At 70.0% G+C, this 24,561-nt stretch carries 26 protein-coding genes; 10 read left to right on the plus strand and 16 right to left on the minus strand.

Annotated features, from left to right (window positions below):
* The first annotated feature begins 116 nt into the window (after positions 1-116).
* A complete protein-coding gene (locus tag Q9R08_RS02375) occupies positions 117-1,286 on the plus strand; it encodes a fatty acid desaturase family protein (protein ID WP_418001303.1) in 1,170 nt (389 codons plus the stop codon).
* A gap of 56 nt (positions 1,287-1,342) precedes the next feature.
* On the opposite strand, the gene Q9R08_RS02380 is transcribed toward Q9R08_RS02375, so the two are convergent.
* The 5 genes from Q9R08_RS02380 to Q9R08_RS02400 form a co-directional block, all read right to left on the minus strand.
* Positions 1,343-1,837: an SRPBCC family protein gene (locus tag Q9R08_RS02380; protein ID WP_308866214.1), complete on the minus strand. Its 495-nt coding sequence runs from the start codon at positions 1,835-1,837 to the stop codon at positions 1,343-1,345.
* 110 nt (positions 1,838-1,947) lie between these two features.
* Positions 1,948-2,826 (minus strand): alpha/beta fold hydrolase, encoded by an 879-nt coding sequence (locus Q9R08_RS02385; RefSeq protein WP_308866215.1) that lies wholly within the window; start codon positions 2,824-2,826, stop codon positions 1,948-1,950.
* A gap of 20 nt (positions 2,827-2,846) precedes the next feature.
* Positions 2,847-3,827 carry an SRPBCC family protein gene (locus Q9R08_RS02390; RefSeq protein ID WP_308866216.1) on the minus strand — a complete coding sequence of 327 codons (981 nt, stop codon included), beginning with the start codon at positions 3,825-3,827 and terminating at the stop codon, positions 2,847-2,849.
* A 1-nt stretch (position 3,828) separates the two neighbouring features.
* Positions 3,829-4,230: an ArsR/SmtB family transcription factor gene (locus Q9R08_RS02395; RefSeq protein WP_308866217.1), complete on the minus strand. Its 402-nt coding sequence runs from the start codon at positions 4,228-4,230 to the stop codon at positions 3,829-3,831.
* Positions 4,231-4,447: 217 nt separating this feature from the next.
* Positions 4,448-5,113, minus strand: coding sequence for a GntR family transcriptional regulator (locus tag Q9R08_RS02400; protein ID WP_308866218.1), 666 nt, complete (start codon positions 5,111-5,113; stop codon positions 4,448-4,450).
* A 149-nt stretch (positions 5,114-5,262) separates the two neighbouring features.
* Between Q9R08_RS02400 and Q9R08_RS02405 the strand changes: the two genes are divergently transcribed.
* From Q9R08_RS02405 to Q9R08_RS02425, 5 genes are all read left to right on the plus strand, one after another.
* Complete coding sequence (locus Q9R08_RS02405) at positions 5,263-5,985, plus strand: alpha/beta fold hydrolase (RefSeq protein WP_308866220.1); 723 nt, start codon at positions 5,263-5,265, stop codon at positions 5,983-5,985.
* A 314-nt stretch (positions 5,986-6,299) separates the two neighbouring features.
* Positions 6,300-8,633: a phosphoribosylformylglycinamidine synthase subunit PurL gene (purL, locus tag Q9R08_RS02410; protein WP_308866221.1), complete on the plus strand. Its 2,334-nt coding sequence runs from the start codon at positions 6,300-6,302 to the stop codon at positions 8,631-8,633.
* 113 nt (positions 8,634-8,746) lie between these two features.
* Positions 8,747-8,884 carry a hypothetical protein gene (locus Q9R08_RS02415; protein ID WP_308866222.1) on the plus strand — a complete coding sequence of 46 codons (138 nt, stop codon included), beginning with the start codon at positions 8,747-8,749 and terminating at the stop codon, positions 8,882-8,884.
* 158 nt (positions 8,885-9,042) lie between these two features.
* Positions 9,043-9,849, plus strand: a complete 807-nt coding sequence (locus tag Q9R08_RS02420; RefSeq protein ID WP_308866223.1) for a hypothetical protein — start codon at positions 9,043-9,045, stop codon at positions 9,847-9,849.
* A gap of 39 nt (positions 9,850-9,888) precedes the next feature.
* On the plus strand, positions 9,889-10,881 hold the full coding sequence (locus tag Q9R08_RS02425; RefSeq protein WP_308866224.1) for a hypothetical protein: 993 nt from the start codon (positions 9,889-9,891) through the stop codon (positions 10,879-10,881).
* A gap of 28 nt (positions 10,882-10,909) precedes the next feature.
* Here the strand turns inward: Q9R08_RS02425 and Q9R08_RS02430 are convergent, their stop codons facing one another.
* From Q9R08_RS02430 to Q9R08_RS02450, 5 genes are all read right to left on the minus strand, one after another.
* Positions 10,910-11,977, minus strand: a complete 1,068-nt coding sequence (locus tag Q9R08_RS02430; protein ID WP_308866225.1) for a 1-acyl-sn-glycerol-3-phosphate acyltransferase — start codon at positions 11,975-11,977, stop codon at positions 10,910-10,912.
* A complete protein-coding gene (locus Q9R08_RS02435; RefSeq protein ID WP_308866226.1) occupies positions 11,977-12,921 on the minus strand; it encodes a patatin-like phospholipase family protein in 945 nt (314 codons plus the stop codon). The genes Q9R08_RS02430 and Q9R08_RS02435 overlap by 1 nt, the downstream gene beginning before the upstream one ends.
* 168 nt (positions 12,922-13,089) lie before the next feature.
* Complete coding sequence (locus tag Q9R08_RS02440) at positions 13,090-13,977, minus strand: glycine betaine ABC transporter substrate-binding protein (RefSeq protein ID WP_308866227.1); 888 nt, start codon at positions 13,975-13,977, stop codon at positions 13,090-13,092.
* 20 nt (positions 13,978-13,997) lie between these two features.
* Positions 13,998-15,005, minus strand: a complete 1,008-nt coding sequence (locus Q9R08_RS02445; RefSeq protein WP_308866228.1) for an ABC transporter permease — start codon at positions 15,003-15,005, stop codon at positions 13,998-14,000.
* Positions 15,002-16,399: a quaternary amine ABC transporter ATP-binding protein gene (locus Q9R08_RS02450; RefSeq protein ID WP_308866229.1), complete on the minus strand. Its 1,398-nt coding sequence runs from the start codon at positions 16,397-16,399 to the stop codon at positions 15,002-15,004. Before Q9R08_RS02450 ends, Q9R08_RS02445 begins: the two co-directional genes overlap by 4 nt.
* Before the next feature lie 382 nt (positions 16,400-16,781).
* Between Q9R08_RS02450 and Q9R08_RS02455 the strand changes: the two genes are divergently transcribed.
* Genes Q9R08_RS02455 through Q9R08_RS02465 form a run of 3 tightly spaced genes read left to right on the plus strand, consistent with a single transcriptional unit; the run spans position 16,782 to position 18,780 of the window.
* Positions 16,782-17,174 carry a GntR family transcriptional regulator gene (locus tag Q9R08_RS02455; RefSeq protein ID WP_308866230.1) on the plus strand — a complete coding sequence of 131 codons (393 nt, stop codon included), beginning with the start codon at positions 16,782-16,784 and terminating at the stop codon, positions 17,172-17,174.
* Positions 17,171-18,088, plus strand: a complete 918-nt coding sequence (locus Q9R08_RS02460) for an ABC transporter ATP-binding protein (RefSeq protein ID WP_308866231.1) — start codon at positions 17,171-17,173, stop codon at positions 18,086-18,088. The genes Q9R08_RS02455 and Q9R08_RS02460 overlap by 4 nt, the downstream gene beginning before the upstream one ends.
* A complete protein-coding gene (locus Q9R08_RS02465; RefSeq protein WP_308866232.1) occupies positions 18,085-18,780 on the plus strand; it encodes a hypothetical protein in 696 nt (231 codons plus the stop codon). The genes Q9R08_RS02460 and Q9R08_RS02465 overlap by 4 nt, the downstream gene beginning before the upstream one ends.
* An 80-nt stretch (positions 18,781-18,860) precedes the next feature.
* Here the strand turns inward: Q9R08_RS02465 and Q9R08_RS02470 are convergent, their stop codons facing one another.
* On the minus strand, positions 18,861-19,157 hold the full coding sequence (locus Q9R08_RS02470) for a chorismate mutase (protein ID WP_308866233.1): 297 nt from the start codon (positions 19,155-19,157) through the stop codon (positions 18,861-18,863).
* Positions 19,158-19,289: 132 nt separating this feature from the next.
* Here Q9R08_RS02470 and Q9R08_RS02475 point away from each other — a divergent pair, with 132 nt between their 5' ends.
* Positions 19,290-20,510: an AI-2E family transporter gene (locus Q9R08_RS02475; RefSeq protein WP_308866234.1), complete on the plus strand. Its 1,221-nt coding sequence runs from the start codon at positions 19,290-19,292 to the stop codon at positions 20,508-20,510.
* Positions 20,511-20,514: 4 nt separating this feature from the next.
* On the opposite strand, the gene Q9R08_RS02480 is transcribed toward Q9R08_RS02475, so the two are convergent.
* The 5 genes from Q9R08_RS02480 to Q9R08_RS02500 are packed head-to-tail and all read right to left on the minus strand — an operon-like array spanning position 20,515 to position 24,550.
* Positions 20,515-21,396, minus strand: a complete 882-nt coding sequence (locus tag Q9R08_RS02480; protein WP_308866235.1) for a ComEA family DNA-binding protein — start codon at positions 21,394-21,396, stop codon at positions 20,515-20,517.
* Positions 21,393-21,917 (minus strand): hypothetical protein, encoded by a 525-nt coding sequence (locus Q9R08_RS02485; RefSeq protein ID WP_308866236.1) that lies wholly within the window; start codon positions 21,915-21,917, stop codon positions 21,393-21,395. Before Q9R08_RS02485 ends, Q9R08_RS02480 begins: the two co-directional genes overlap by 4 nt.
* Entirely contained in the window at positions 21,914-22,687 is a 774-nt protein-coding gene (locus Q9R08_RS02490) for a 4Fe-4S single cluster domain-containing protein (RefSeq protein ID WP_308866237.1), read from the minus strand. The genes Q9R08_RS02485 and Q9R08_RS02490 overlap by 4 nt, the downstream gene beginning before the upstream one ends.
* The gene (locus tag Q9R08_RS02495) at positions 22,684-22,899 is read right to left on the minus strand and encodes a DUF2997 domain-containing protein (protein ID WP_308866238.1); all 216 of its coding nucleotides are present in this window, start codon (positions 22,897-22,899) and stop codon (positions 22,684-22,686) included. Before Q9R08_RS02495 ends, Q9R08_RS02490 begins: the two co-directional genes overlap by 4 nt.
* 28 nt (positions 22,900-22,927) lie before the next feature.
* Complete coding sequence (locus Q9R08_RS02500) at positions 22,928-24,550, minus strand: AAA family ATPase (RefSeq protein WP_308866239.1); 1,623 nt, start codon at positions 24,548-24,550, stop codon at positions 22,928-22,930.
* Positions 24,551-24,561 lie beyond the last annotated feature (11 nt).

A 24,561-nucleotide genomic window follows, 5' to 3' on the forward strand; every position in this document is an offset into this window, starting at 1 on the left:
CCCTGTCAAGAGGCCGCGCCTGGGCATGGACCCGGAACATGCTGGGGATCCACAGCCCATTCCCCCGCGGTCATATGCACCTGCGTAGTGTGGGCCCTAGCGATCGGCATCCGCCTGTGGCTCCGCGTCGACCAGGCGGTCGGCATCCGACCAGAGCAGGTGCGATCATCGCCACCATCACCGCTGTCGCACCTGAGGCTGCCCGTCTGGGCCCCGTCCGACAGACCTATGCCGGCACCGAGACATTCCCGCCCGTCGCACGGGCCTACACCGAGGTCTCCCAGGTCGTTCGCGAGACCGGTCTGCTGCAGCGTGCGCGCTGGTTCTACGCGATCGTCGGCGGGGCACTGGTGCTCGCACTCGGCGGCGCGATCACGGGCTTCATCCTGCTCGGCGACACGTGGTACCAGCTGCTGATCGCCGCCGCGCTCGGCGTCATCTTCACCCAGGTGGCCTTCCTCGCCCACGAGGCGGCGCACCGCCAGATCCTGGTGTCGGGACCGTCGAACGACCGTCTCGGGCGCTTCCTCGCCGCGGGGGTCGTGGGCATCAGCCTCTCCTGGTGGAACAACAAGCACAATCGCCACCACGCCAACCCCAACCGCGTGGGCAAGGACCCCGACATCGAGGTCGACACCATCCGCTTCCTCGAGGAGGATGCCGCGAAGGTGGGTCGTCTCGGCGCGCTGATCACCCGCAAGCAGGGCTGGCTCTTCTTCCCGCTGCTGACGCTCGAGGGACTGAACCTTCACGCGCTGGGCCTCAAGCACCTCTTCTCGCGCGGCGAGGTCAAGGGCCGCTGGGTCGAGCTCTCGCTGATCGCGCTGCGCTTCTCGCTGTACCTCACCCCGCTGTTCCTCTTCCTGCCGATCGGCATGGCGTTCGCCTTCCTCGGTGTGCAACTGGCCGTCTTCGGCGTCTACATGGGCGCTTCGTTCGCGCCGAACCACAAGGGGATGCCGATCATCGCGGCCGACGCGAAGCTCGACTTCTTCTCGAAGCAGGTCCGCACGTCGCGCAACATCCGCGGCGGCTGGTGGGCGACGGCGCTCATGGGCGGCCTCAACTACCAGGTCGAGCACCACCTCTTCCCGAGCATGGCGCGGCCGTACCTCTCCAAGACCCGCGAGATCGTCATGGAGCAGTGCCGCACCCGCGGTGTGCCCTACACCGAGACCAGCCTGATCCAGTCGTACGGCATCGTGATCGCGTATCTCAATCGCGTCGGCCTCTCGGCCCGCGACCCGTTCGACTGCCCGATGGTGAACCGGTTCCGCACCGTCTGAGCAGACACGCATGAAAGCGGGGGACGGATGCCGCGGCATCCGTCCCCCCTCCTTATTCAGCGCGGGGATTCCACCAGGCGCTGCATCTTGTCGAGGCACTGAACCAGGCCGCCGCGCGACATGTCCCGCGCCTCGGCGGTCAGGTAGCCGTGCTCGACCATGTCGAGGCGGGTGCGCCCGTCGCCGAGGTCCGTCAACGTCACCTCGTGGCGGCCGTCTTCGGTCGTCGCCGCGGGGACTCCGGCCTCAGCCGGCGTGATCGGCGTCCCGTCCTCGTCGCAGAACCGCATGATGTAGCGCAGGGTCGTCGGCGCCTCGAGCGCGGTGATGTCCCAGCGGTTGTGGTAGTCCGCGCCACCCCATTCCGCCGGCGCCCGCATCGTCACGATGATCGCGCCGCCGACGCGGATGTCGGCTTCGGCGCGGGGGCACGTGAACCCCTCGGGTCCCCACCACGTCCGCAGGTCGGCGGGCGTGGTCCACGCCGCCCAAACGCGCTCGATCGGCGCATCGAAATCGCGACTCACATCCACGTCGAACGTCTCGGCCACCGTCGTCTCCCTATCTCTCGGTCACACCTCGGCGAGCACGCGCTCCGGGACGCAGGTGGCAGGGTCTTCCCGTCGACCCCGTGGCGCCGCCACGCCCACGGACTCAACTGTCAGCCGAGGACCTCCTGAAGGCGGGCGGCGAAGCCCGCCGGATCACCGGGGTATCCCGGCTGATCGGTGAAGCCGGCATGGTGGCTGGGGAAGTCCGTCACCCTCCTGCCGATCGCGGCCGCGGCCGAGCGGCCGCCGCGTGCGGCCAATGCGTCCCCGGACTCCACACCGACCGCGACGACGACGCGTTCACCCAGCTCTCGCAGCGCCTCGACATCGATGCGGTACGCGATGGTCCCCGGCATGTTCCGCATCAACGGATTCGTGCGGGTGCCGTCGTCCTCGGACGACAAGCCGAACATCGCGGGATCAGGCGCGGGGCCGTCGAGGTAGCCGTCAGGCACCGGTCCGTCGAGCATCACGAAGGCGATGAACTTCGCCATCGCGGCGCCATCGCCCTGTTCGCCGTAGGTGCGCTTCATGTCGGCGACCACGGCGAGCACCGCTTCGCGGTCGGGGAGATGCTCGGCGAGCGGTGGCTCGTGCACGACGGCGAGGCGCACATCGTCCGGGTGGGCGGCGGCGAGCGCGAGCAGGTGCACCGCCCCGCCACTCGTGCCGAAGGCATCGACGGGGCCGACGCCGAGCGCCGCGATGACGCGATGCAGATCGGACGCGTGCTGCTCGACCGTGATGTCAGCCGTGCCGACAGGGTTGCGCCCCGCACCGCGCGGGTCGTACGTCACCACCGGTCTGTCCGTGATGCGCGCGGCGAGGAGCGCGAGTCCGCTCGCGTCCATCGGCCCGGCGAAGAGGAAGAGCGCGGGCCGATCGACGGTCGCGTCAGCCAGGTCGCCGTGGATGTCGTAGGTGATCGCGTCGTCTCCGGCGCCCACGACGTGGGTGGTCACGGCGCGCGTGACGGTGTCCTCGGTCATCGTCGTCTCCCTTTCTCCGGTCACACCGCGGCCAGCACGCCCTCGAGACGGGCGTAGCTCGTCTCCATGCCGTCGGTCATGCCCGTGGCGAGCACGATGTCGCGCGTCTCCTTGTCGGGGTACTCGATCAGCAGCGTGATGAGTGTCGCGCCGTCCTCCTCGTACAGGTTGAGGTCGTTCAGGGTCGACGGGTAGTCCGTGCCGGTCATGTGCTCGGTGGTGACCGCGCGGCGCGGCGACTCCGACAGGAGCGTCTCGCCGTCGAAGCCGAAGGCCTCGCCCTCGCCGCCCTCGACGGGCTCCCACTGATAGCGGTAGCGGCCGCCGACGCTCGGGTCGACCTCGCACACCGACATCCGCCAGCCGTCCGGTCCGAGCATCCACTTCTCGAGCAGCTCGGGCTCCTGGTGCGCGCGCCAGACCAGATCGATCGGCCCCTCGATGAGCCGCGTGATCCGCACGTGGGTGTCGTCGAGGATCTCGGTCTGGGTGCCCTTGCCGGCGGCGTACGCCCGCAGTCCTTCGAGCACGCGGTCGAGCTGGTTGACCGCCATCGTCGCGCCCTCGATCATGCCCATTGCGACGACCTGCTCGAGGGCCTCGGCGGAGGAGAAGTACGTGATGTTGCGCAGCTGCGACCCCTGCGCGGTGCCGTCGAAGCTGAACACCATGCGCGAGACCGGGAGGTCGGTGTTCGGCGTGCCGTTCTCGTCGGCGAAGGCGTCGAGCACCTCGAACGAGCGCGGCTCGGCAACGGAGAGGAACTCCCACGAGCCATACGACTTCTCGCCGCGCGGGCTGGTCATGTGATAGACCGCGCGCCCGCCGGGCGCGAAGTCGAACGAGGTGAAGGTGGCCGGCCAGCCGGGAGGTCCCCAGAAGCGCTCGAGCTGGCGTGGGTCGGTGAACGCGTCCCATACCCGCTCGACGGGTGCGGCGAACTCCGCCGTGAGCGTCATGGTGAGCGCTTCGGGGTCGGTGGTGACATCGGTGACGGGCATCTCATACTCCTTGCGTGTCGGTCTTGTCGGTGCTGTCGGGGTGATCGGTGGGCGTGTCGGTGGCTGTGGCCGGTTGGGCGAGCAGGGCGTCGAGGCGGTCGATGCGCGATCGCCAGAGCTCCTCGTAGCGGGCGAGGAGCGCCCGTGCCCGGGCGATCATCGTGGGATCCGCTCGGACGAGACGCTCGCGCCCCTCGGCGCGCTTGATGATGAGGCCCGCGGCCTCGAGCACCGCGACGTGCTTCTGCACCGCCGCGAACGACATGTCGTAGTCGCGCGCCAACGCCGAGACCGACAGTTCGCCCTCGATCGTGCGACGCAGGATGTCGCGCCGCGTGGACGCGGCGAGTGCGTGGAACACGCGGTCGATGTCATCATCGCTGAGCTCAATTCCTACAACCATTTGGTTGTAGGTTACGACGGGTCGACGTCGCCGTCAACCCCCCTTTCCATTCCCCGAGCCGCGCGCACGCGGCCGCGGGCGCCGCGAAGCCGAGCACGTTCTGCGGAGTCATCGTGCCGACGAAGCGTTCGTCCCGAGCGCGCTCCCGATCGCCCCGACAACGGCGACGGTCGCCAGTTCCTCCGCCGAGTGGAGGCTCGTCCGCGCGTTCTTCGGCTCAGCTCTGTTCGGGTGAGGGGTTGTCGTCAACGGACAGGGTGTGCCAGGTATTGAAAGTCAGATCCGATGCCCCTTCGCCGTCCCCGCTGGCCAGCAGCGCGATGAGCTGGTCGTGACGTTCGAGGGATGACTGGCCGTCGGCGGCGAAGCGCAGGCGCTCCGCCCGGCGCACGACGGGCCCGAACTGGTCCAGCACCGACACGAGGGCGTCATTGCCGAGCACCGTCACCGGCACTCGATGGAAGTCTTCGTCGGCGTCCATCGCCGCGGCGAGATCGCCGGCGTTCAACGCCTCTGCGAAGCGGCGGTTCGCCTCCCTCATACGGTCGAGATCCGCCTCGCTGACGTTCCCCGCCATTTCGCGGACGGCCAGCACGTGCATGGCAGCGACGACATCTCGTGCATCCCGGACGGCTTTAGGATCGATGGCGCTCACCGTGGTGGATCGACCCGGTTTGGCGATCACGAGCCCGCTCGCCGCCAGCCGCAGCAGCGCTTCGCGCACCGGCGTCCGGCTCACCCCGAGCCATTCGGCGAGATCCGTGTCTTTCAACTGCTCGCCGGGTTGGAACGTGCAATCCACGATCGCATCGCGCAACCGACGGAAGACGTCGTCACGCAGGAGCCTGCGGTCAACGCCTGGGGCTTGTCGAGGAATCGGCATGCAATATATTGCCCACCTTTTCGACCGTGAATGCAAGCCGAAACCTTGTTGTCCGAATAACCGATGTGCAATATATTGCGTATCGCGGGTGTTACATCCTTCAAACAACCCACCGCGGCTCGTCAGAGCCGAATCTGGAAGGAAGAGCCATGACAACCACCGAACAGATCAAGAACGTCGTCCTGGTGCACGGGGCGTTCGCGGACGGGTCCGGCTGGCGCCGGGTCTACGATCTCCTCACTGCGCGCGGCTACCGAGTGTCGATCGTGCAGAACCCGCTCACCTCGTTCGCCGACGACGTCGCCGCGACCAACCGTGTTCTGGACGCCCAGGACGGCCCCGCCATCCTGGTCGGCCACTCGTGGGGCGGCACTGTGATCACGGAGGCGGGCGTGCACCCGAAGGTCGCCGGACTGGTCTACGTGTCTGCCCTCATCCCGGATGTCGGCGAGACCAGCGGGCAGCAGTACGAGGGCTTCGCCGCCACGCCCGAGTTCGTCATCGACGTGACCAGCGACGGCTTCGGCTACCTCAACCGGGACGCGTTCCATTCAGGTTTCGCCGCCGACATGAGCGAGACCGACGCCATGTTCATGGCCGACAGTCAGGTGCCGGTCAACATGGCCGTCTTCGGCGAAGCGGTCACGGCGACCGCATGGCGCGAGAAGCCGAGCTGGGCCGTCATCGCCACCGACGATAAGGCGTTCGACCAGGCGATGCTTCAGCACATGGCCGGCCGCATCGACGCCGACATCACGAACGTCCCCGGCAGCCACGCCCTGTTCATCACGCAGGCCGAGACCGTCGCCGACGTGATCGCAACCGCCGCGAACTCTGCGGCCAAGGTGGCGGCCGCAGCCGGCGTTCGCTGAGGCGACTGGCAGGCTTTCACCTCGGACGCGCGCGGACGACGAGGGCGTCGACCAGCACGGCGAGGATGGTGTCCGCGCCTGGCTCGACAAGACCGACGGCGACATCGCCTACACGACGACCCTGACCGCACGGCGTCAGAACGGAACCGACCAGTGGACGGTCACCGCGCACCTGGATGGGCCGCTTCCCCGGCGAGCGACGGGGAGTCCGCGTCACGTGACATCCGGTGCCATCTCACCGCGATACCGACCCCTCTCGCGCCGAATAGACTGGACGGGTCCGGCATCCCCCGAAATTTCTGGAGCTGAGCCGCGTGACCACCCCCTCTTCGACCGCTGTCGCCGATACCGTCGAGAACGCCACCGCCACGCCGGAGAAGGAGCAGCCGTACGCGGCGCTCGGTCTCAAGCCCGACGAGTACGAGCGCATCCGCGAGATCCTCGGCCGCCGCCCCACCTCGGGGGAGCTGGCCATGTACTCCGTCATGTGGTCGGAGCACTGCTCCTACAAGTCGTCGAAGATCTACCTCCGCAAGTTCGGCGAGAAGGTCTCGGACGAGATGAAGGAACGGCTCATGGTCGGCATGGGCCAGAACGCCGGTGTCGTCGACATCGGCGAGGGCTGGGCGGTCACGTTCAAGGTCGAGTCGCACAACCACCCGAGCTACATCGAGCCGTTCCAGGGCGCCGCGACCGGCGTCGGCGGCATCGTGCGCGACATCATCTCGATGGGCGCGCGCCCGGTCGCCGTGATGGATCAGTTGCGCTTCGGCGCCATTGACAACCCCGACACCGCGCGCGTGGTGCACGGCGTCGTCTCGGGCATCTCGTTCTACGGCAACTGCCTGGGCCTGCCCAACATCGGCGGCGAGACCGTGTTCGACGCGGTCTACCAGGGCAACCCGCTCGTCAACGCGCTGGCGGTCGGCGTGCTGCGCCACGAGGACCTCAAGCTCGCCAACGCCACCGGCGCCGGCAACAAGGTCGTGCTCTTCGGCGCCCGCACCGGTGGCGACGGCATCGGCGGGGCGTCCATCCTCGCCTCCGACACGTTCGCCGACGGCGGTCCGACCAAGCGCCCCGCAGTGCAGGTCGGCGACCCGTTCGCCGAGAAGGTGCTCATCGAGTGCTGCCTGGAGCTCTACCGCGACGAGCTCGTCGAGGCCATCCAGGACCTCGGCGCCGCCGGCATCTCGTGCGCGACGTCGGAGCTCGCCGCCAACGGCGGCTCGGGTATGCGCGTCGACCTCGAGAACGTGCTGCTGCGCGACCCCTCGCTCACGCCGGAGGAGATCCTCATGAGCGAGAGCCAGGAGCGCATGATGGCGATCGTCGCCCCCGAGAAGCTCGACGCCTTCCTCGAGGTCGTCGGCAAGTGGGACGTCGAGACCTCGGTGCTCGGCGAGGTGACCGGCGACGGGCGCCTGCAGATCTTCTGGCACGGCGAGGAGATCGTGAACGTCGACCCGTCCACGGTCGCCGTCGACGGCCCCGTGTACGAGCGCCCCGTGGCGTACCCGACGTGGATCGACGCGCTGCGCGACGACTCGGCATCCGCTCTCCCCCGCCCGACCGACGCCGAGACGCTGCGCGACCAGTTCACTCGCCTTGTCGCGAGCCCCAACCTCGCCGACACGTCGTGGGTGACGAACCAGTACGACTACTACGTCATGGGCAACACGGCCCTCTCGTTCCCCGACGACGCCGGCATGATCCGCGTCGACGAGCACTCGGGTCTCGGCTTCGCGATCGCCACGGACTGCAACGGCCGCTACTGCCAGCTCGACCCGTACCAGGGCGCCAAGCTCGCCCTCGCCGAGGCGTACCGCAACGTCGCCGTCAGCGGAGCCGTGCCGACGGCGGTCACCGACTGCCTCAACTTCGGCTCGCCCGAGAACCCCGAGGTCATGTGGCAGTTCTCGCAGGCCGTGGACGGTCTGTCGGACGGATGCCTCGAGCTGGGCGTCCCCGTCACGGGCGGCAACGTGTCGTTCTACAACCAGACCGGCGACCAGCCGATCTTCCCCACGCCCGTCGTCGGCGTGCTCGGGATCATCGACGACGTCGCACGCCGCATCCCGTCGGGCTGGCAGGACGCGGGCGAGAACATCTACCTCCTCGGCGTCACCTCGACCGAGCTCTCGGGCTCGCAGTGGGCCGGCACGATCCACGGCCACCTGGGTGGCCGCCCGCCGGCGGTCGATCTCGGCCAGGAGAAGAAGCTCGCCGAGCTGCTGCACGCGGCCGGTCAGCAGTCGCTCGTGTCGTCGGCGCACGACCTGTCGTCGGGCGGCCTCGCGCAGACCCTCGCGGAGGCCGTGATGCGCTTCGGCGTCGGCGCGCGGGTGTGGCTGAACGAGATCCAGGAGCGAGACGGCGTGGATGCCGCGACCGCCCTGTTCTCGGAGTCGACGGGCCGCGTCATCGTGACGGTGCCGCGCGAGGACGATGTCAAGTTCCGCGGCCTGTGCGAAGGCCGGGGCTACCCGGTGCTGCGCATCGGCGTGACGGACTCGGCCGCCGACGGCGACGAGCCGGCGCTCGAGGTGCAGGGGCTGTTCACGCTGCCGCTCGCCGAGCTGCGCCGGCTGTCGACGTCGACCCTTCCCGACGCCTTCGGCCCGATCATCACGGAGCACACCGCCTGACTCGACGCGATCCCGCGTGATCGGCTCGTCTGCGCGATCCGGCCCACGAGGCAAGCCGATCTCGCGCGGATGCGCCGACATGCGGCGACCGGCGTCACCCTAGGATGGGACGCATGGCGCCGGAAGACGACGAGTACAGCGGTTACAACGACACCCGGCAGCGGCGCGTCAAGATCGTCGCGTGGGTGACGATCGTCGCCCTGATCCTCGTCGGCGGCGGCGCCACGGTCTTCGCGCTCCTCTTCGGCTGACGCGTCGAGGGTCGGCCCCGGGCCGACTTCGCAAGCCATCACGGATGCCGCAGCCTCCGCCTGCGATCCCCGGAGAGTCGCGCGGTTCTGCGATGCCGGCGATGGTGTCAGGAGATTCCCGGCGACAACCGCGCTATATCGCGATTACCATGGGCAGCGTGGAGCCGATCCTCCTGATCATGGCGAGTTGGTGGTGGATCGCCCCGGCCGCCGCCGGCGCCGGAGCGGCGACCTATGCCGGTCTGACGACGCGCAGCCGCCGAGCCCGACGGCTCGAGCTCGACGCCGCGCGCCAGGAGGAATCCCTCGCCTACCGCGAGCTCGTCGCCGCGAAGGCGCGCGTGCGCACCGCGAGCGCCGACATGCTCACCGCGAAGTCCCGCACCGGTGCCCCCGCCTTCCAGGCGGGCGACGCGCGCCGCGAGTTGCTGGCCGCCAAGCAGGCCGAGAAGACGGCATCGCTCGCACTGCGCGCCAGCCGCTCCCGTGTGAAGGCCGGGTACGCCCAGTACCGGGCGGCGACGGCTCGCGACCCCCTGCCCATCGACCACCTGTACGCCGCGCATGACGCGATCAACACGCGATGGCTTGCGTACGAGACGGATGTCGACAAGGCGCTGGCGCATCCGCAGATGACCGATGCGCGGCATCCCGCCACCCTCGCGTTCCTGCGCGCGCAGCGCGAGGCACTCGCCAAGCGCCCGACGCTCCGGGAGCGCGCCACACCCCAGCAGTACCTCGAGTACCGCGCGGCCGTGCGCCACCTCGAGTCCACGTTCGACGAGGCCGAGCGCCAGGCTGGAGTCGCCGGAGCGGCCCGCCCCGCCTCGCCCGCGGCGACGGCCGCCGCCGGGCTCACCGCGGCGGCCGCGGTCATCGCCGAGATCGCCGACCGCCTGCCGACGTTGATCGCCCGGATGCCGCCTCCGCGCGCCGCGGATCCGCGCGCTGACAGGGTGCCCTGAGCCCGACACAGCGACCCACCGGGCCGTTAGCATGACAGAGTGCAGCCGATCTTCGATTTTCTCGGCGACTTCTGGTGGCTGGTCTTTCCTCTGATGGGTGTTGTCGGCATGGTCGGCAACGCCTGGGAGCGTGGAGCCCGCCGCCGGCACCAGCGCCGCATCGAAGTCATGCACGCGAAGGCCGAGCTCAAGGCCGCACAGGCGGCAGCGCGCGGCAAGGCCGTGGCCGCGGCGTCCCTTCCGCCGATCACCGGCCAGACGGCGGTCCCCGAACCCACGTCCGCTCCCCGCGAGACCCAGGTCACGCAGCTCGAGCGCCTGTTCGCCACCCACGACGCCGTCACGGCGCGCTGGCTCGAATACGAGCTCGACGTTGCGAAGATCATCGCCTTCCCGGCGATGAGCGACGGCCGTCAGCCCCTCACCGCCGCGTTCCTGCGCGCGAAGCGCATCGCCGACGGCCTGCGCCCGGCATCGTCGAAGGCGCGTCTGTCGAAGGAGCAGCTGGCCGAGTACCGCAATGCGGTGGCGGACTTCGAAGTCGCCTTCGACGTCGCCGAACGCGATGCCCGGCGCCTGCGCGACTCGAGCTTCACGGAGGTCGAGCGCAAGCGGCTCGACACCGCGAAGAAGCTCCTCACCGTCGCGATCGACGAAGCGGCCACACCGGCGGAGCGTCAGCTCGCGTACCGGCGCGTCCGCGAAGAGCTCGACGGTCTCATCTCGATCTCGGACGAGGCGATCGAGGTGCTCGAGAACAAGGTGATGCTCGAGCTCGGACCGACCACGCCTGCGACGACGGAAGCTCCCTCCACCGCCACGCCGACGGCGGCCCCGGCTACACCCCCGGCATCCGCCTCGGCTACACCCCCGGCATCCGCCCCCGCAGCATCGCCGGAGCCCGCCGCCGAGCCGCTGCCCGCGCCGAAACGCCCGAGCACCTCCCCGCCGACGGCCGCCCAGTGGCCCGTGCCGTCACGCGGCACCGGCGACGCGCCCGGCCGGGTGACGCATCCCAAACCCCACCGCTGAACATCCGGACACGGTAGCTCCTGAGCGGTCACGCGCTGACCTCGGGATGTGTGTCGATCCAGGCGTCGATGCGGGCGAACCAGTCGAACAGCCAGACGGCGCGGGCATCGAGGTCGTCGGGCACGTCCGCGCGGGGCACACGCCAGGCGCGCATGGTGATGCCCTTGTCCATGGGCAGCTCGCGCCAGATGTCGCGGAGAGTGACCAGGCGGTCGAGGCCGGTGTGTGCGATGAACACCACGTCGGCGTCCGGGGCGGCATCGAGCGCGGCGTGGATGCCGCCCGGCTGCGGCGCCATGACGTGCCGCAGCGCCTCGGCCCGCTCGGCCATCGCCTCCCGCCCGGCGTCGCGCAGACGCTGGATCCGCGAGCGGCGCCGCGCGGGGCTGACGTTGCCGCCCTCCGGGAAGATGACGAACGCGTCGTCAGGTCCGAGACCCTCGGCGAGGTCGGCGAGCGCCTCCTCTACCCGCAGGCCGCCGCCGGCGCGACCGTGCCCGAAGCCGGACGGCACGATGAAGCGCGAGGGCACGCGGTGCAGCAGGATGTCGATCGCGGGGTCCCACTGCAGCGTGTACTTCACCACGATGCGCGGCTGCCGGCCGACCTCGTTCAGCAGCGTATGGATGAGGATGAACGAGTCGCCCGGTCCGCCGTGGCGACTCGCGACCACGAGCGGCGTGCCGGGCGTGAAGAGCCGGTCGAACGCGGCACGGTCCGCCACGGCGGCGCCCTCATCGGACCCGTTCGTGGTGATGGTGAGCCGCAGCACCCCGCCGAAGATCCAGAACAGCAGCCGCAGTCCCCAGCCCGCGAGGCGGTAGTGGGCGGCCACGAAGCCCGGGCGCCGGAGCGCGTACCCGAAGCCCGACGCGACCCACAGCCCGAACATCGCCACGACGAGCATCGCGTCCCAGAGCAGGTAGACGGTCACGAGCCACAGCACGCGGGGCAGCCGGAATCGCCCGGGCACCAGCGATGTGAGGGCCAGCGCGATGATCAGCCACACCGGCGTGAGCACCAGCATGACGACGGCCGCGACGATGACGAGCGGGGCCAGCAGGATGCGGCGGACCCAGATGGGCGGCAGGCCCATCAGTCCTCGCCCTCCGCGCGGACGGCGTCACCGCGGGCGGCGTCGTCGATGCCGGCGCCGTCGTCGATGCGGTCGGCGTCCTCGATACGGGTGGCGTCACGGCCGGCCGGCGACTCGTCTCCGAATCCGCGCTCGCTGAGGAACGACCGGCTCGCGTGGTAGGCGGCGTCGATGCGCCGGTGGACGGTGTCCATGCGGCGGTACGACATCACCGCATCGTCGCCGTCGAGCCCTCCGCCGCTGGGCAGCACGTGGAGGGCGACGCCCTCGGGCAATGTGGCGACGTCGCGCGCGTACCGGTGACGGCGTGCGATCTCGAACGCCACCCGCGCGGTCTCCACCGCCGACTTCGGCGCCACGAGCGGCGTCTCGATGCGTCCCACCTGCAGCACGAAGACGGTGCGAGCTCCGGCATCCACCGCCTGAGCGATCGGGATCGAGTTCACGACGCCGCCGTCGATGAAGTGCTCGTCGCCGATGCGCGTCGGGGGCAGGAGTCCCGGCACCGACGCCGACGCGAGGATCGCCTCGATCAGCGGGCCCGACTCGAACACGTGCTCGGCCGCGCGCTCGATGCTGGCGGCAACCACCCGCAGGCGCACCGGCAGGTCTTCGAAACGGGTGTCGGCGCCGAGCGACCGCTCGAGCAGCTGACGCAGCGGCGCCGGAGAGTTCAGGTGCGTCTTCGTCTTCACGAGCCGGGCGAACTGGGCGAAGAGCGAGTCCCCGTAGACGGCGTTCGCCTGCGGCGAGGTCCACGCGTCGAGCAGGCGCTCGATCACCGCAGGCGTCGGGTCGCTCGCGACCAGCGCGCCGTTGATGGCGCCGATCGAGGTGCCCACAACGAGATCGGGACGGATGCCGGACTCGAGGAGCGCCCGCAGCATGCCGATCTCGACGGCGCCGCGTACGCCCCCGCCGCCGAGAACGAACGCCACCGTCATGCCCACACCTTATTCCGCCCGCGCGGAGCGACGACTCGCGTCCTCCGCGCCCAGACTTCGCAGAAACCCACCGATCTCGCAGCAGGACGGCGGAATGCTGCGAGTTTCGTGCGATCCTGCGAATCTGAGCGCGAGCGCGAGCGCGGGTGCGGGGCGCGGGGCCGCGGGTCAGCGGGTGAGGCCGTCGACCCAGTCCCGGTTGTCGGCGATCCAGTCCGCCACGACGGGCCCGTAGTCGTCGCCGTCGTAGGTGCCGAACATGGCATCCTCGAGGGAGTACAGCAGCTCGTTGTCCATGCGGAACGCCTCGAGCCAGCGCGAGACCTCGGGATGCCCCTCGGCGAACGCGGTCGAGGAGACCGTGTGGATGCTCTCGGCGTCGCCGAGCAGGCCGTCGGGGTCTTCGAGGTCCTTGATCGGGAACGCGTTGTACGCCCAGTGCGGGCGCCAGAGGGTGACGGCGACATCGCGTCCGGCATCCGTCGCCGCCTGCAGCTCGGTGAGCATCGCGGGGGTGGACGCGGTCACGAAGTCCATGCCCTCGAGGCCGTACCCGGGGATCACCTCGTCCTGGGTCACCGTGACCAGGCCGGACCCGGCCTCGATGCCGACCAGCCGGTTGCCGAACAGGTCGGCGTTGGCGGCGAGCTCGGTCAGCGAGTCGATCGGGGCGTCCTCGTTCACGGCGATGGTGAGCTTCGCCTCGTCGTTCCACGCACCCAGGTCGACGAGGTCGTCGCCGTAGGTGTCCATGTAATCGGCGTGCGTGAGCGGCAGCCAGGTGTCGAGCGTCAGGTCGTAGTCCCCCTGCGCAATGCCCGTGTAGGCGGCCGCCGGGTCGGCGTAGGCGAGGTCGACGGTGTACCCCTCCTCCTCGAGCACGGCCTTCCACAGCTCGGACGCGGCGATTCCCTCGTCCCAGCCGTTGAAGACGGCGATGGTCAGATGCCCCTTGCCGGCATCGCCCGCGCCCGTCTGCGCGAGGGCGCCGGTCACGAGCAGTCCGGCGGTCCCCGCCAGGGCGATGACGGCGGCGATAATGCGTCGTGTGGTCATGTCAGTCTTCTCGGGTCGGGTCAGACGTGGGCGGGCTCGGGTCGCGCGGCGGGCGCGTCGCCCGTCGCCTCGGGGCGCGTGGGCCCGGCCGGGCGTGCTGTCGCGGGAGTCGCGGCATCGACGGATGCCGGGTGTGCGGCATCCGCGTCCCCGCCATGCGCGCCGCTCGAGACCCCGCCGGCCCGGCGAACCGTCCGCGAGCGCGGCGTCGAGAAGCCGGACGTGACGCGGTCGAGGATCATCGCGAGGATCACGACCGACAGGCCGGCCTCCACCCCGAGTCCGATGTCGATACGGCTGAGGCTCTGCACCACCTGGCCGCCCAGGCCGCCCGCGCCCACCATTCCGGCGATGACGACCATCGACAGGCTCAGCATGATCACCTGGTTGACGCCGGCCATGATGCTCGGCAGCGCCAGCGGCAGCTGGATCTGGCGCAGGATGCGCCCGGGCGACGCGCCGAACGCGTGGCCCGCCTCGACGATCTCGGGATCGACTCCCCGGATGCCGAGCTCCGTCAGTCGCACGCCGGGTGCGAGGGCGAACACGATGGTCGCGACCATGCCGGGCACGGGTCCGACGCCGAAGATCAGCATCGCCGGGATGAGGTAGACGAACGCGGGCATCGTCTGCAGGAAGTCGAGGACGGGCCGCAGCGCCGCCGAGACACGGTCGTTGCGTGCCGCCCAGATGCCCAGCGGAACGGCGATCGCGATCGCCACCGCGGCGGCGAGGATCACCAGGGCGAGCGAGTCCATCGCGTTCGCCCACTGCCCGACCGCGACGATCACGAGCAGGCCGACAGCACTGCCGACGGCGAGCAGCGCGCCCTTCGACCAGTACGCGAACGCGGCGATCACGAGGATCACGACCCAGAACGGCGGCGTCGACAGGGACGCGTCGAGCCAGCCGTAGAGGCCGTTGAAGACGAGGGCGACGACGTCGAAGAAGCCGCCGAGCACGTCGATCATCCAGCGGACGGCGGTCTCGACCACATCGCCCAGCGGAAGGCGGAAGACATCGTTCATCGTGCGGCTCCCTCGATCGTGGCGCGGGCATCGGTCGTGCCGCTGGCCCCGTTCTTCGCGGGACGGCCACCGGGTGCGGCGCCCACCGTCGCTGCGGTCGGGCGGGACGCCGGCGACGCAGCCATGGGCTGCTCGACTGCCGCGAGCGTCTGTATGATCTCGCTCGCCGGCACCGTGGCCGGCAGGTCGATGACCGGGTTCTCGCGGGTGACCGGCGGCACGTTGCCGAGCGCGGCGAGCAGGGTCACGCGGGGGATCGCGCCCACGAGACGGCCGGCGTCGTCGACGACGGCGACCGGCACCGGCCGCTCGACGGCGCGCTCGACGACATCCGTCAGCGGGTCGTCGACGTGCACCGCCGCGTGCGCGGTGTGCACGATCGCGCGAAGGTCGGTGCGACCGTCCTTGACGGCGCGGATGACCGCGCGGTCGGTCACCGTGCCGAGGAACCTGCGGTTCTCGATGACCGACACCGATCCGACCTGCAGGTCGCGCATGACCCGGAGCGCCCCGCGCACCCCGGCGCTCACCGGTGTTGTCGCGGCCGGCGCTGCCATGACGGAGCCGGCGGTGAGAACGCGTGCCCGGTCGACATCCTGCACGAACTGCGCGACGTAGTCGTTCGCCGGGTCGGTGAGGATCTCTTCGGGCGTGCCGTTCTGCACGATGCGACCGTCGCGCATCACAGCGATGCGGTCGCCGAGGAACATCGCCTCGTTGAGATCATGCGTGATGAACACGATGGTGCGGCCGAGCTCGCGCTGCAGCTCGATGAGCTGCTCCTGCATCTCGCGGCGGATGAGCGGGTCGAGGGCCGAGAACGCCTCGTCCATGAGCAGGATGTCGGTGCCCGAGGTGAGCGCCCGGGCCAGGCCCACGCGCTGACGCATACCGCCCGACAGCTCATCGGGCATCGCGTCGGCGCGGTCGCCGAGCCCCACCTTGCCGAGGATCTCGCGCGCTCGCTCACGTCGCTCCTCGCGCCCGACGCCCTGGATCTCGAGCGCGTAGGCGGCGTTGTCGAGCACCGTCAGATGGGGCAGCAGCGCGAAGTGCTGGAACACCATGGAGACGGAACGCTGGCGGATGCCGCGCAGCGCCGTGGCCGAGCCCTTCGTGACGCTCTGCCCCTGCACGAGCACGTCGCCCGCTGTGGGCGGGAGAAGCCCGTTGAGCATCCGCAGCACGGTGGACTTGCCGGAGCCGGACAGGCCCATGATGACGAAGATCTCGCCTGGCTGGACCGTGAAGCTCGCATCGATCACGGCGGCCGAGCCGGCGTCCGCGACGTCGGCTCGCGTCGCCCCGGCGCGGAGGCGCCGGACGGCGTCCTTGGGGTTTCGTCCGAAGACCTTGAAGAGGCCCTTCGCCTCGATGGCAGGAGGAAGCGTCACTGTGTGCACCTCGGCAGCTTCCGTGCAGAAGCTGCAGCGGTTGCGCCCGGGTGGCGGCCGGGCACGCAGCGGATGTCGGATCCGCGCTTCGGCCGCCGACCATACGCTCACCGGTCTGGCGCCCCGTGAGGACGTCACCCGTGACCGCGGACTGGTCGGGAACAGCCCCATGAGGGGCCTGATCAACCGTTTCACGACGGCCCGCGAGCGGGCAAATTGGACAGCCATCGGCGCTGTAGGTACGTCGCGCACGCGCGATATCACGACCACACGGGGGTCGGGCCGCCCGCTCGCGAACCCTCAGACGGCCCGCGGTGCTTGACACCGAGGGGGCTTCAATGGTTGGTTACTCAAGTAAGTAACCAACTCACTCGGGAGTGTTGTGATCGAAGAAGGCCGGGCGCTGTTCCTGCAGATCGCCGAGAACGTGGAGGACTCGATCATCGACGGATCCCTCGTCGAGGAGGCCCAGGCCCCGTCGACGAACGAGCTCGCCGCCTTCTACCGCATCAACCCCGCCACCGCCGCGAAGGGAATCGCCATGCTGACCGACAAGGGCGTGCTGTACAAGCGCCGCGGCATCGGGATGTTCGTCGCGCCGGGCGCGCGCGACCTGCTGCTCGCCGAGCGGCGCAACGCCTTCGCCGACCGCTTCGTCGATCCGCTGCTCGCCGAGGCCCGAAAGCTCGGGCTCGGGCCCGACGACCTCGCACTGCTCATCCGCGACCGCGCCTCGGGACGCGACGCGACCACCACAGAAGGGAATCCACGATGACGACCGGGACGCACGTCATCGAGGTGAAGAATCTCACCAAGCGCTACCGCGACACCGTCGCCGTGGACGACGTGAGCTTCACCATCGAGAAGAACACGATCTACGGCCTGCTCGGCCGCAACGGAGCCGGCAAGACGACCGTGATGTCGATCCTCACCGCGCAGAACTTCGCCACCAGCGGCGAGGTGCGCATCTTCGGTGAGCAGCCGTACGAGAACGCCCGAGTGCTCAGCCGGATGTGCTTCGTCCGCGAGAGCCAGAAATACCCCGACGACGCGCTCGCGAAACACGCCTTCGCCACCGCACGCCTGTTCTTCCCGAACTGGGACGAAGACCTCGCCCAGCGGCTGATCGAGGACTTCCAGGTGCCGCCCAAGACGCGGATCAAGAAGATGTCCCGCGGGCAGATCTCGGCCGTCGGAGTGATCATCGGCCTCGCCGCCCGCGCGGAGATCACGTTCTTCGACGAGCCCTACCTGGGCCTGGATGCCGTCGCCCGTCAGATCTTCTACGACCGGCTGCTGGAGGACTACACCGAGCACCCCCGCACCGTGATCCTCTCCAGCCACCTGATCGACGAGGTGTCCAACCTCATCGAGCGGGTGCTCGTGATCGACCGCGGCCGCATCCTGATGGACGAGGAGACGGATGCCGTGCGCGAACGTGCCGCGAACATCGTCGGCGACACGGCCGCCGTCGACGCCTTCGTCGTCGGGCGCGAGGTCATCCACCGCGAATCCCTCGGTCATGTGGCCTCGGCGACCGTGCTCGGTCCGCTCACCGCGGACGACCACGCACAGCTCGCCGCTGCGGGCCTCGACATGGCGCCGGTCTCGCTGCAGCAGCTGATCGTGCGCACCACCCAGCGAGCGGCCGCCGACGCAGCCACCGCCGATGAAGGAGCTCTGCGATGAACCGCACCGTCAGTGTCGTGCGCATGCAGCTGATCAACAAGCAGACGTTCGTCTGGGTCCCGCTGATCGTGCTCGGCGCCTCGTTCGCCATGTCGATCGCGATCTACGCGATCCTCTACAGCTCAGGCGTTCCTGGGCCGTTCTACGGCGGCGGCTCGCAGGCGCCGCTGTGGGTGCTGCTGTTCGTGGGGATCTCGTCGCTCACGCTGACCTTCCCGTTCTCGCAGGCGATGAGCGTGACCCGCAGGGAGTTCTTCCTCGGCACCATGCTCGCCGCGGCGATGTGCGCGGTGCTGCTGGCCGCCGTCTTCGCCGTCGGCGGCATGATCGAGGAGGCGACCGGAGGCTGGGGCCTCAACGGCTACTTCTTCGCCCTGGACTGGGTGGTGGCGGACGGCCCGCTCGTGGCGGCGTTCTTCTACTTCGTGCTGGCGCTGCTCATCTTCATGCTGGGATTCTGGTCGGCGACCGTCTACAAGCGTTCCGGCGCCATGGTGCTGACGATCATCTGGTCGGGCGTCGGAGTGCTCCTCGTCGTCGCCGTCTGGGCGATCACCCGCTTCGAGATGTGGGCGGATGTGATCTCGACGATCGTCGAGCAGGGTCCGGCCGGGTTCGCGACGTGGGGACTGCTCGTCACCGTGCTCCTCGGCGGGATCTCGTATCTGACACTGCGGCGCACCGTCCCCTGACCGGGGGACGACGAATGACGGATGCCTCGCCCCCGCCCGCGCCGGGGCGGGGCATCCGTCGCTCCGCTGCCGTCACCGATTCAGCGGCTGTCGGCGGCCTCGGTGTGGTGACGGATGACTTCGGCGACGATGAAGTTGAACCACTTCTCGGCGAAGGCGGGATCGAGGTCGGCCTGCTCGGCCAGACTGCGAAGTCGTGCGACCTGCTGCTCCTCGCGGGCCGGGTCGGACGCGGGCATGCCGTGGTCGGCCTTCAGATGACCGACCTGCTTCGTCGCCTTGAAGCGCTCGGCGAGCAGATACACCAGGGCGGCGTCGATGTTGTCGATGCTGCTGCGCAGCCGCCTCAGCGTCGTCGTGGGATCTTCTTCGGTCATGGCGGTCCTCCTCGCCCCTCGACGATACCCGAGCGCCACGGGTCGCCAGGGCGCCCGGCGGCGTCGCACGATCGGGGTGAAATCGTCGAATCTGCGTGTGCGGGCAGTCCCCGCGGCTCTAGAGTGTGACGCATGACCGACCCCTCGTCCCCGCTCGGTGCGACCGCTGCGGAAGCCGCCGAACCCCTGTCCGCGGCGCCGGCAGCCGGCACCGACAGCCAGGTGGTCGCGTCGGCGACCGACCCGGCGCTTGTCCCGAACGGGCAGCCCGTCTTCACCGGAGAGGCACCCGAGGGCAAGACGTTCTGGGCGAACCTCAACAGCCCGTTCCGATTGGGCCTCGTGCTGACGCTCGGCGCTCTCGCCGCGGTCGCGCTCGGTCTGGCGTTCTGGAACCTGTCGACGATCATCATCTACGTGGTGTTCGCCCTGTTCGCCGCTCTCGGCCTCGACCCGGTGGTGCGCTGGTTCGGTCGTCACAACGTCTCGCGGGCGTGGGCCATCGTCATCGTGTACACCGCCTTCGCCGTCGTGCTGGTCGGCATCCTGCTCCTCGTCGTCCCCACGCTGGTGAAGCAGATCACCGCGTTCTTCACGGATCTGCCGCAGACCATCGCCACGTTCCAGAGCTCCGACCTGTACGGCTGGCTGAGCGACACGTTCGGCTCGCAGGTGGGCACGATCACCGACCAGGTCGAGAAGTTCCTCGTCAACCCGGCCAACATCGCCGCGATCGGCGGCGGCGTCGTGAACTTCGCGATCAACGTCGGCACGACCATCTCGGGCCTCATCATCGTCCTGGTGCTGAGCCTCTACTTCCTGGCGGGCCTGCCGGCGATGAAGGTCGCCTTCAACCGCTTCGCCGCGGCACGCAACCGCGCGAAGGCGCGCGTCATGACCGATCAGATCACCGACTCGATCGGCGCCTACCTCATGGGCATGGTGGTGCTGGCGTTCTGCAACTCGGTGGTGGCGTTCCTGCTGCACCTGTTCCTGGGACTCCCGTTCCCCGCTCTCATGGGCGTCCTCGCCTTCCTCATCACGCTCATCCCGCTCATCGGCTCGGTGCTGTACTGGCTCACCGCGACCACGCTCGCGCTCTTCACCGGCTGGCTGCCGGCGCTGATCTTCGCGATCATCTACCTCATCTACATGCAGCTCGAGGCGTACGTCCTCACTCCGAAGGTCATGAACAAGGCCATCTCGGTGCCCGGCGCGCTCGTCGTGATCGGCGCCATGGTCGGCGGCACACTGCTCGGCCTGCTGGGGGCACTGGTCGCGATCCCGGTGACGGCGTCGATCCTGCTCATCATCAAGCAGGTCTTCATCCCGAAGCAGGACGCGAAGATCTGAGGCGTCAGTAGTCGACCCGCCGCCCGAAGCGGCGTTCGCCGCGCGGGCGGGGAGAGCAGGTCGCGACGCGGCGCAGACGCACGATCTCGTGCGGCTGGAGGCCGACGGTCTCACCGAAGTCCTCCACGGAGGTGAAGCCGCCCTGCGCCTCGCGCTCCTTCACCGCGCGCCGGGCTCGCGATCGCGACATGCCCGGCAGGTCCTCAAGCTCGGCGGCGGTCGCCGTGTTGACGTCGACCGGCTCGGCCGGCGCGACGGCCTTCTCGCGCGCGACGATCAGGTCGTCGCTCGAGGCTCCGACCGCCGACGCGAGCTCCACGGTGTCGTCGGATGCCGTCTTCGACGCGGAGTCCGCCTCGGCGGCGGCCTCGGCCTCGGCCTCCGCGGCCCTCGCGGCGGCAGCCTTCGCCGCTGCGGCACGGGCCGCGGCCGCGCGTGCGCGCCGCGACGAACGCGTCGAGGGCTTCTTCGTGGCGCCGGTGCTCGAGCCGGTGCTCGACGCTGTACCCGGGGAGCGGCTCGCCACCCGGCCGAACGACGCGGCGCCCGCCTGCTCCGCGCGGTCGAGACGCCGCTGCCACATGGTGCGCAGCCATCCCGGGTTCACCATGAGCGCGACGAGCATGCCCGAGAGGTACACGATCGCGCGGACGAGCGGCTGCCACTGACCCCAGATCTCGAGGCTGACGAGGATCGCGGCGGCGCCCCACACCACCCCGAGGACGATGAGGCGCCGGCTGCGTGAGACGACCCCGATGATCGAGAACCCGAGCCACGTCACGATCGGCCCGGGGATGACCGTCAGGAGCATCCACGAGCTCATGCCCAGCATCCAGCCGATGCTGGGCGCGTCGGCCTGGACCTTCGCGCGGGTGGTGCTGCTCATGCGTAGTCCTTCACGTCGAGCACCATCGTGACGGTGTCGTCGTCGTCGCGCGTCTCGGAGACGAGCTCGAAGCCGGCGGATGCCGCGCGCTCGCGGATGCGCGCGGCGACGGTCTGCTGCACGCGCAGGGCGTAGGCGGCATCCAGCCTCTCGACGAGGAGCGCGGCTTCCTGCTCGGCGAGCTCCAGGCCATCGGCTCGGTGGAAGTGTGCCGCCCACACCCCCTCGGCCGACCGCGTCATCGCGAGTTCGACCCCGTCGATCACGGCGGTGAGGTCGTCGCCGTCCTGCCCGACGTCGGTCGCGCCGATGTCGCGGAGCGCGTCTCCGAGCAGGTCGGGGTCCTTCATGCGCGTGCGCACCGAGACCGGGCGCGGGCCGTCCTCACCGGCGGTGCCCGTCTCGGCGCGATCGCCGCCGCGGATTCCACCGGTCTGGGCGAGTGCGCCGATGCCGCCGGCGGCCGTGATCGCGGTGACGGCGGCGAGCGCCGCGGGGATCAGGATCAGGGACACGCTCACAGCGCGGCCTCCGCTCTCGTTCGTTGGTGTGCGCCCGCCGCGATCTGAGCGGGGCTGTCGGCCCGCGGACCCAGGTCTTCCAGCAGCGCGGCGAGCGCGGCATCCGTCGCCCATCCGTTCACCGCGACCGTGCCGTCACGGTCGATCCGCACCTCGAGCCGGTCGGCGCCCCCGACGGTGGCGATGCGGCGCACGTCGTCGGCGTACCGGTCGGTGAGGGCCCGGATGCCCTGGTTGCGCGAGCCCACCCACGGCCGTTCGAGGTCGGGGAGGTCCCGCAGGTACGGTCCGTCGCAGAGCAGGTCGGTCGCGTCCAGCAGCGCCGCGAGGTCGTCGCGGCCCGCCTCCGCCCAGGCGGTGAGGCGGTCGAGCGGGTACCCGGTGAACGTCATGACGCCGAGGCCCGCTGCGCGGAAGACACGGGCGACGGATGCCGCGGCCCCGGCCTGGTCGAACGGCTCGCCGCCGAGCAGCGTCACGCCCTCCGCACCGGCGGCCCTCGCGCCCGCGGCCCAGTCCTCGGCGATCGCGCGCGCATCGGTGACGACACCGCCGCGGTCGGCCCACAGCTGGGGGTTGAAGCACTCCGGGCAGTGCACGGCGCAGCCCTGCAGCCACACGGCCGCGCGCACTCCCGGGCCCTCGGCCGCGGTGGCGGGGAGGAACCGCGACCACCGCAGCTTCTCGGCTGCCCGTCTGGCGGGCGCTACCGTGCCGAGGGCGGAGGCGTCGCCACCTCGACTCGGTGATTGCGCGATCACCTGGTTCACGGCGCGCCGTCCGTCTGCTCGGCTTCGAGCCGGGTGACGCCGTCCACCGACGCGCTGGTGTAGTCCTCGGTGAAGCGCGACGACACGGTCTCGGCATCCAGCAGCGCCTCGAGCGCCTCGATGTGGTCGAGACACTCCGGTCCGTGCATGCCGATGGTCTCCGCATCGACGGTGCCGTCCGCACGGAGCCTCACCACGAGCTGCTTCGCCATGCTCTCGTCATCCTTCCGTCGTCGTCGGTCAGTAGTCGACGGTGCGGCCGCCGCGGCGCGACGACAGCGCACCCTCGGTGACGGCGCCTGTCAGCTCGGCAGAGTCCAGGTCCTCGGTGCCGGTGGCGCGCACCGCGCGCTCGGTCGCCCATGTGCGGATGCGCTGCACCTCCTCGGCCTGCGTCACGGCGAGAGGGATCATCGTATCGACCACCTGCCGCACGGCCGCGGCGGTCACCTCTCCGCGCGCGCTGAACCCTTCGTACAGCGCGGAGACGACGGACTGCTCGATCTCGGCGCCGGAGTGGTTCTCGCTGGCGGCGACGAGCGCGGCGACGGCGTCGGCGTCCGCTGCGACGGCTTCGAGACCGTTGGCGTCGGTCGCCCGCGCGCGCAGCTGAAGGCGCCAGATGGCCTCGCGCTCGTGGGAGGTGGGCAGGTCGACGAAGAAGATCTCGTCGAAGCGGCCCTTGCGCAGGAACTCCGGCGGAAGGGCGTCGATGTTGTTGGCCGTCGCGACGACGAAGACCGGATGCCGCTTCTCCTGCATCCACGTGAGGAAGGTGCCGAACACGCGCGCGGTCGTGCCCGAGTCGCCCTGGCCGGTCGTGTTCGAGAAGCCCTTCTCGATCTCGTCGACCCACAGCACGCACGGGGCGACGGCCTCGGCGGTCGCGATCGCGGTGCGCAGGTTCTGCTCGCTCGAGCCGACGAGACCCGAGAAGATACGGCCGATGTCGAGCCGCAGCAGGGGCAGCCCCCACGAGGCGGCCGTCGCCTTGGCGGTGAGCGACTTGCCGCAACCGGGCACGCCGGTGATGAGGACGCCCTTCGGGGCCGGAAGGCCGTACGCGCGGGCGTCGCCGAGCCACGAACCGTCGCGCCGGGACAGCCAGCGCTTGAGGTTGTTGAGCCCGCCGACGTCGTCCAGGTCGATGTCGGCCTGCACGAACTCCAGCACCCCGGACTTGCGCACGACCTGGCGCTTCTCGTCGAGCACGATCGGCACGTCGAGCGCCGAGAGGCTCCCGTCGTTCACCATCGCGCGGGCGAACGCGTTCTCGGCCTCGGCCATCGACAGGCCCAGCGCCGCGTGCACGAGCTGCTCGCGGGCGGCGTCATCGGCATCCACCCGGATCCGGCCCTCGCCCGATGCGTTGTTGTCGATCATCGTCTCGAGCAGCTCACGGATCTCGGCCGCCGTCGGCAGCGGGAAATCGAGCAGATGCGTGACCTCGTCGAGCTCGGGCGGGATGACGCGGACGGGAGCTGTGATCACGAGCGTCCGCGACACGTCGCCGTGGCGGAACTCGAGCGCCGTCTCGCGTACTGTGCGCATGAGCGCCGGATCGCCGGCCCGGTGCTCACCGCCGAAGTAGGCGTGCAGGTCGCAGAACACGAACACGCTCGGCGTATCGACCCCCGCGACGTGCTGCAGCGCACGCGCGGGATTCACGGTGTTCGCGACCGACGATCCGTCGGGGCCGACGAGCCCGAGCGCCGCCGTCCAGGTCCACAGTGCGCGAGGGTGGCGCTGCGTCTCGGCGGCATCCGAGATCGCGCCGATCGCCCGCACCTCCTCGCCGGTCTCGATGTACAGCAGCGGAAGGCGCGCCTTGAACGCCTCGGTGAGAGTGTCGGCGAACGTCACGTCTGCTCCTT

The organism is Microbacterium psychrotolerans (genome assembly GCF_031085295.1).
Classification (GTDB): domain Bacteria; phylum Actinomycetota; class Actinomycetes; order Actinomycetales; family Microbacteriaceae; genus Microbacterium; species Microbacterium psychrotolerans.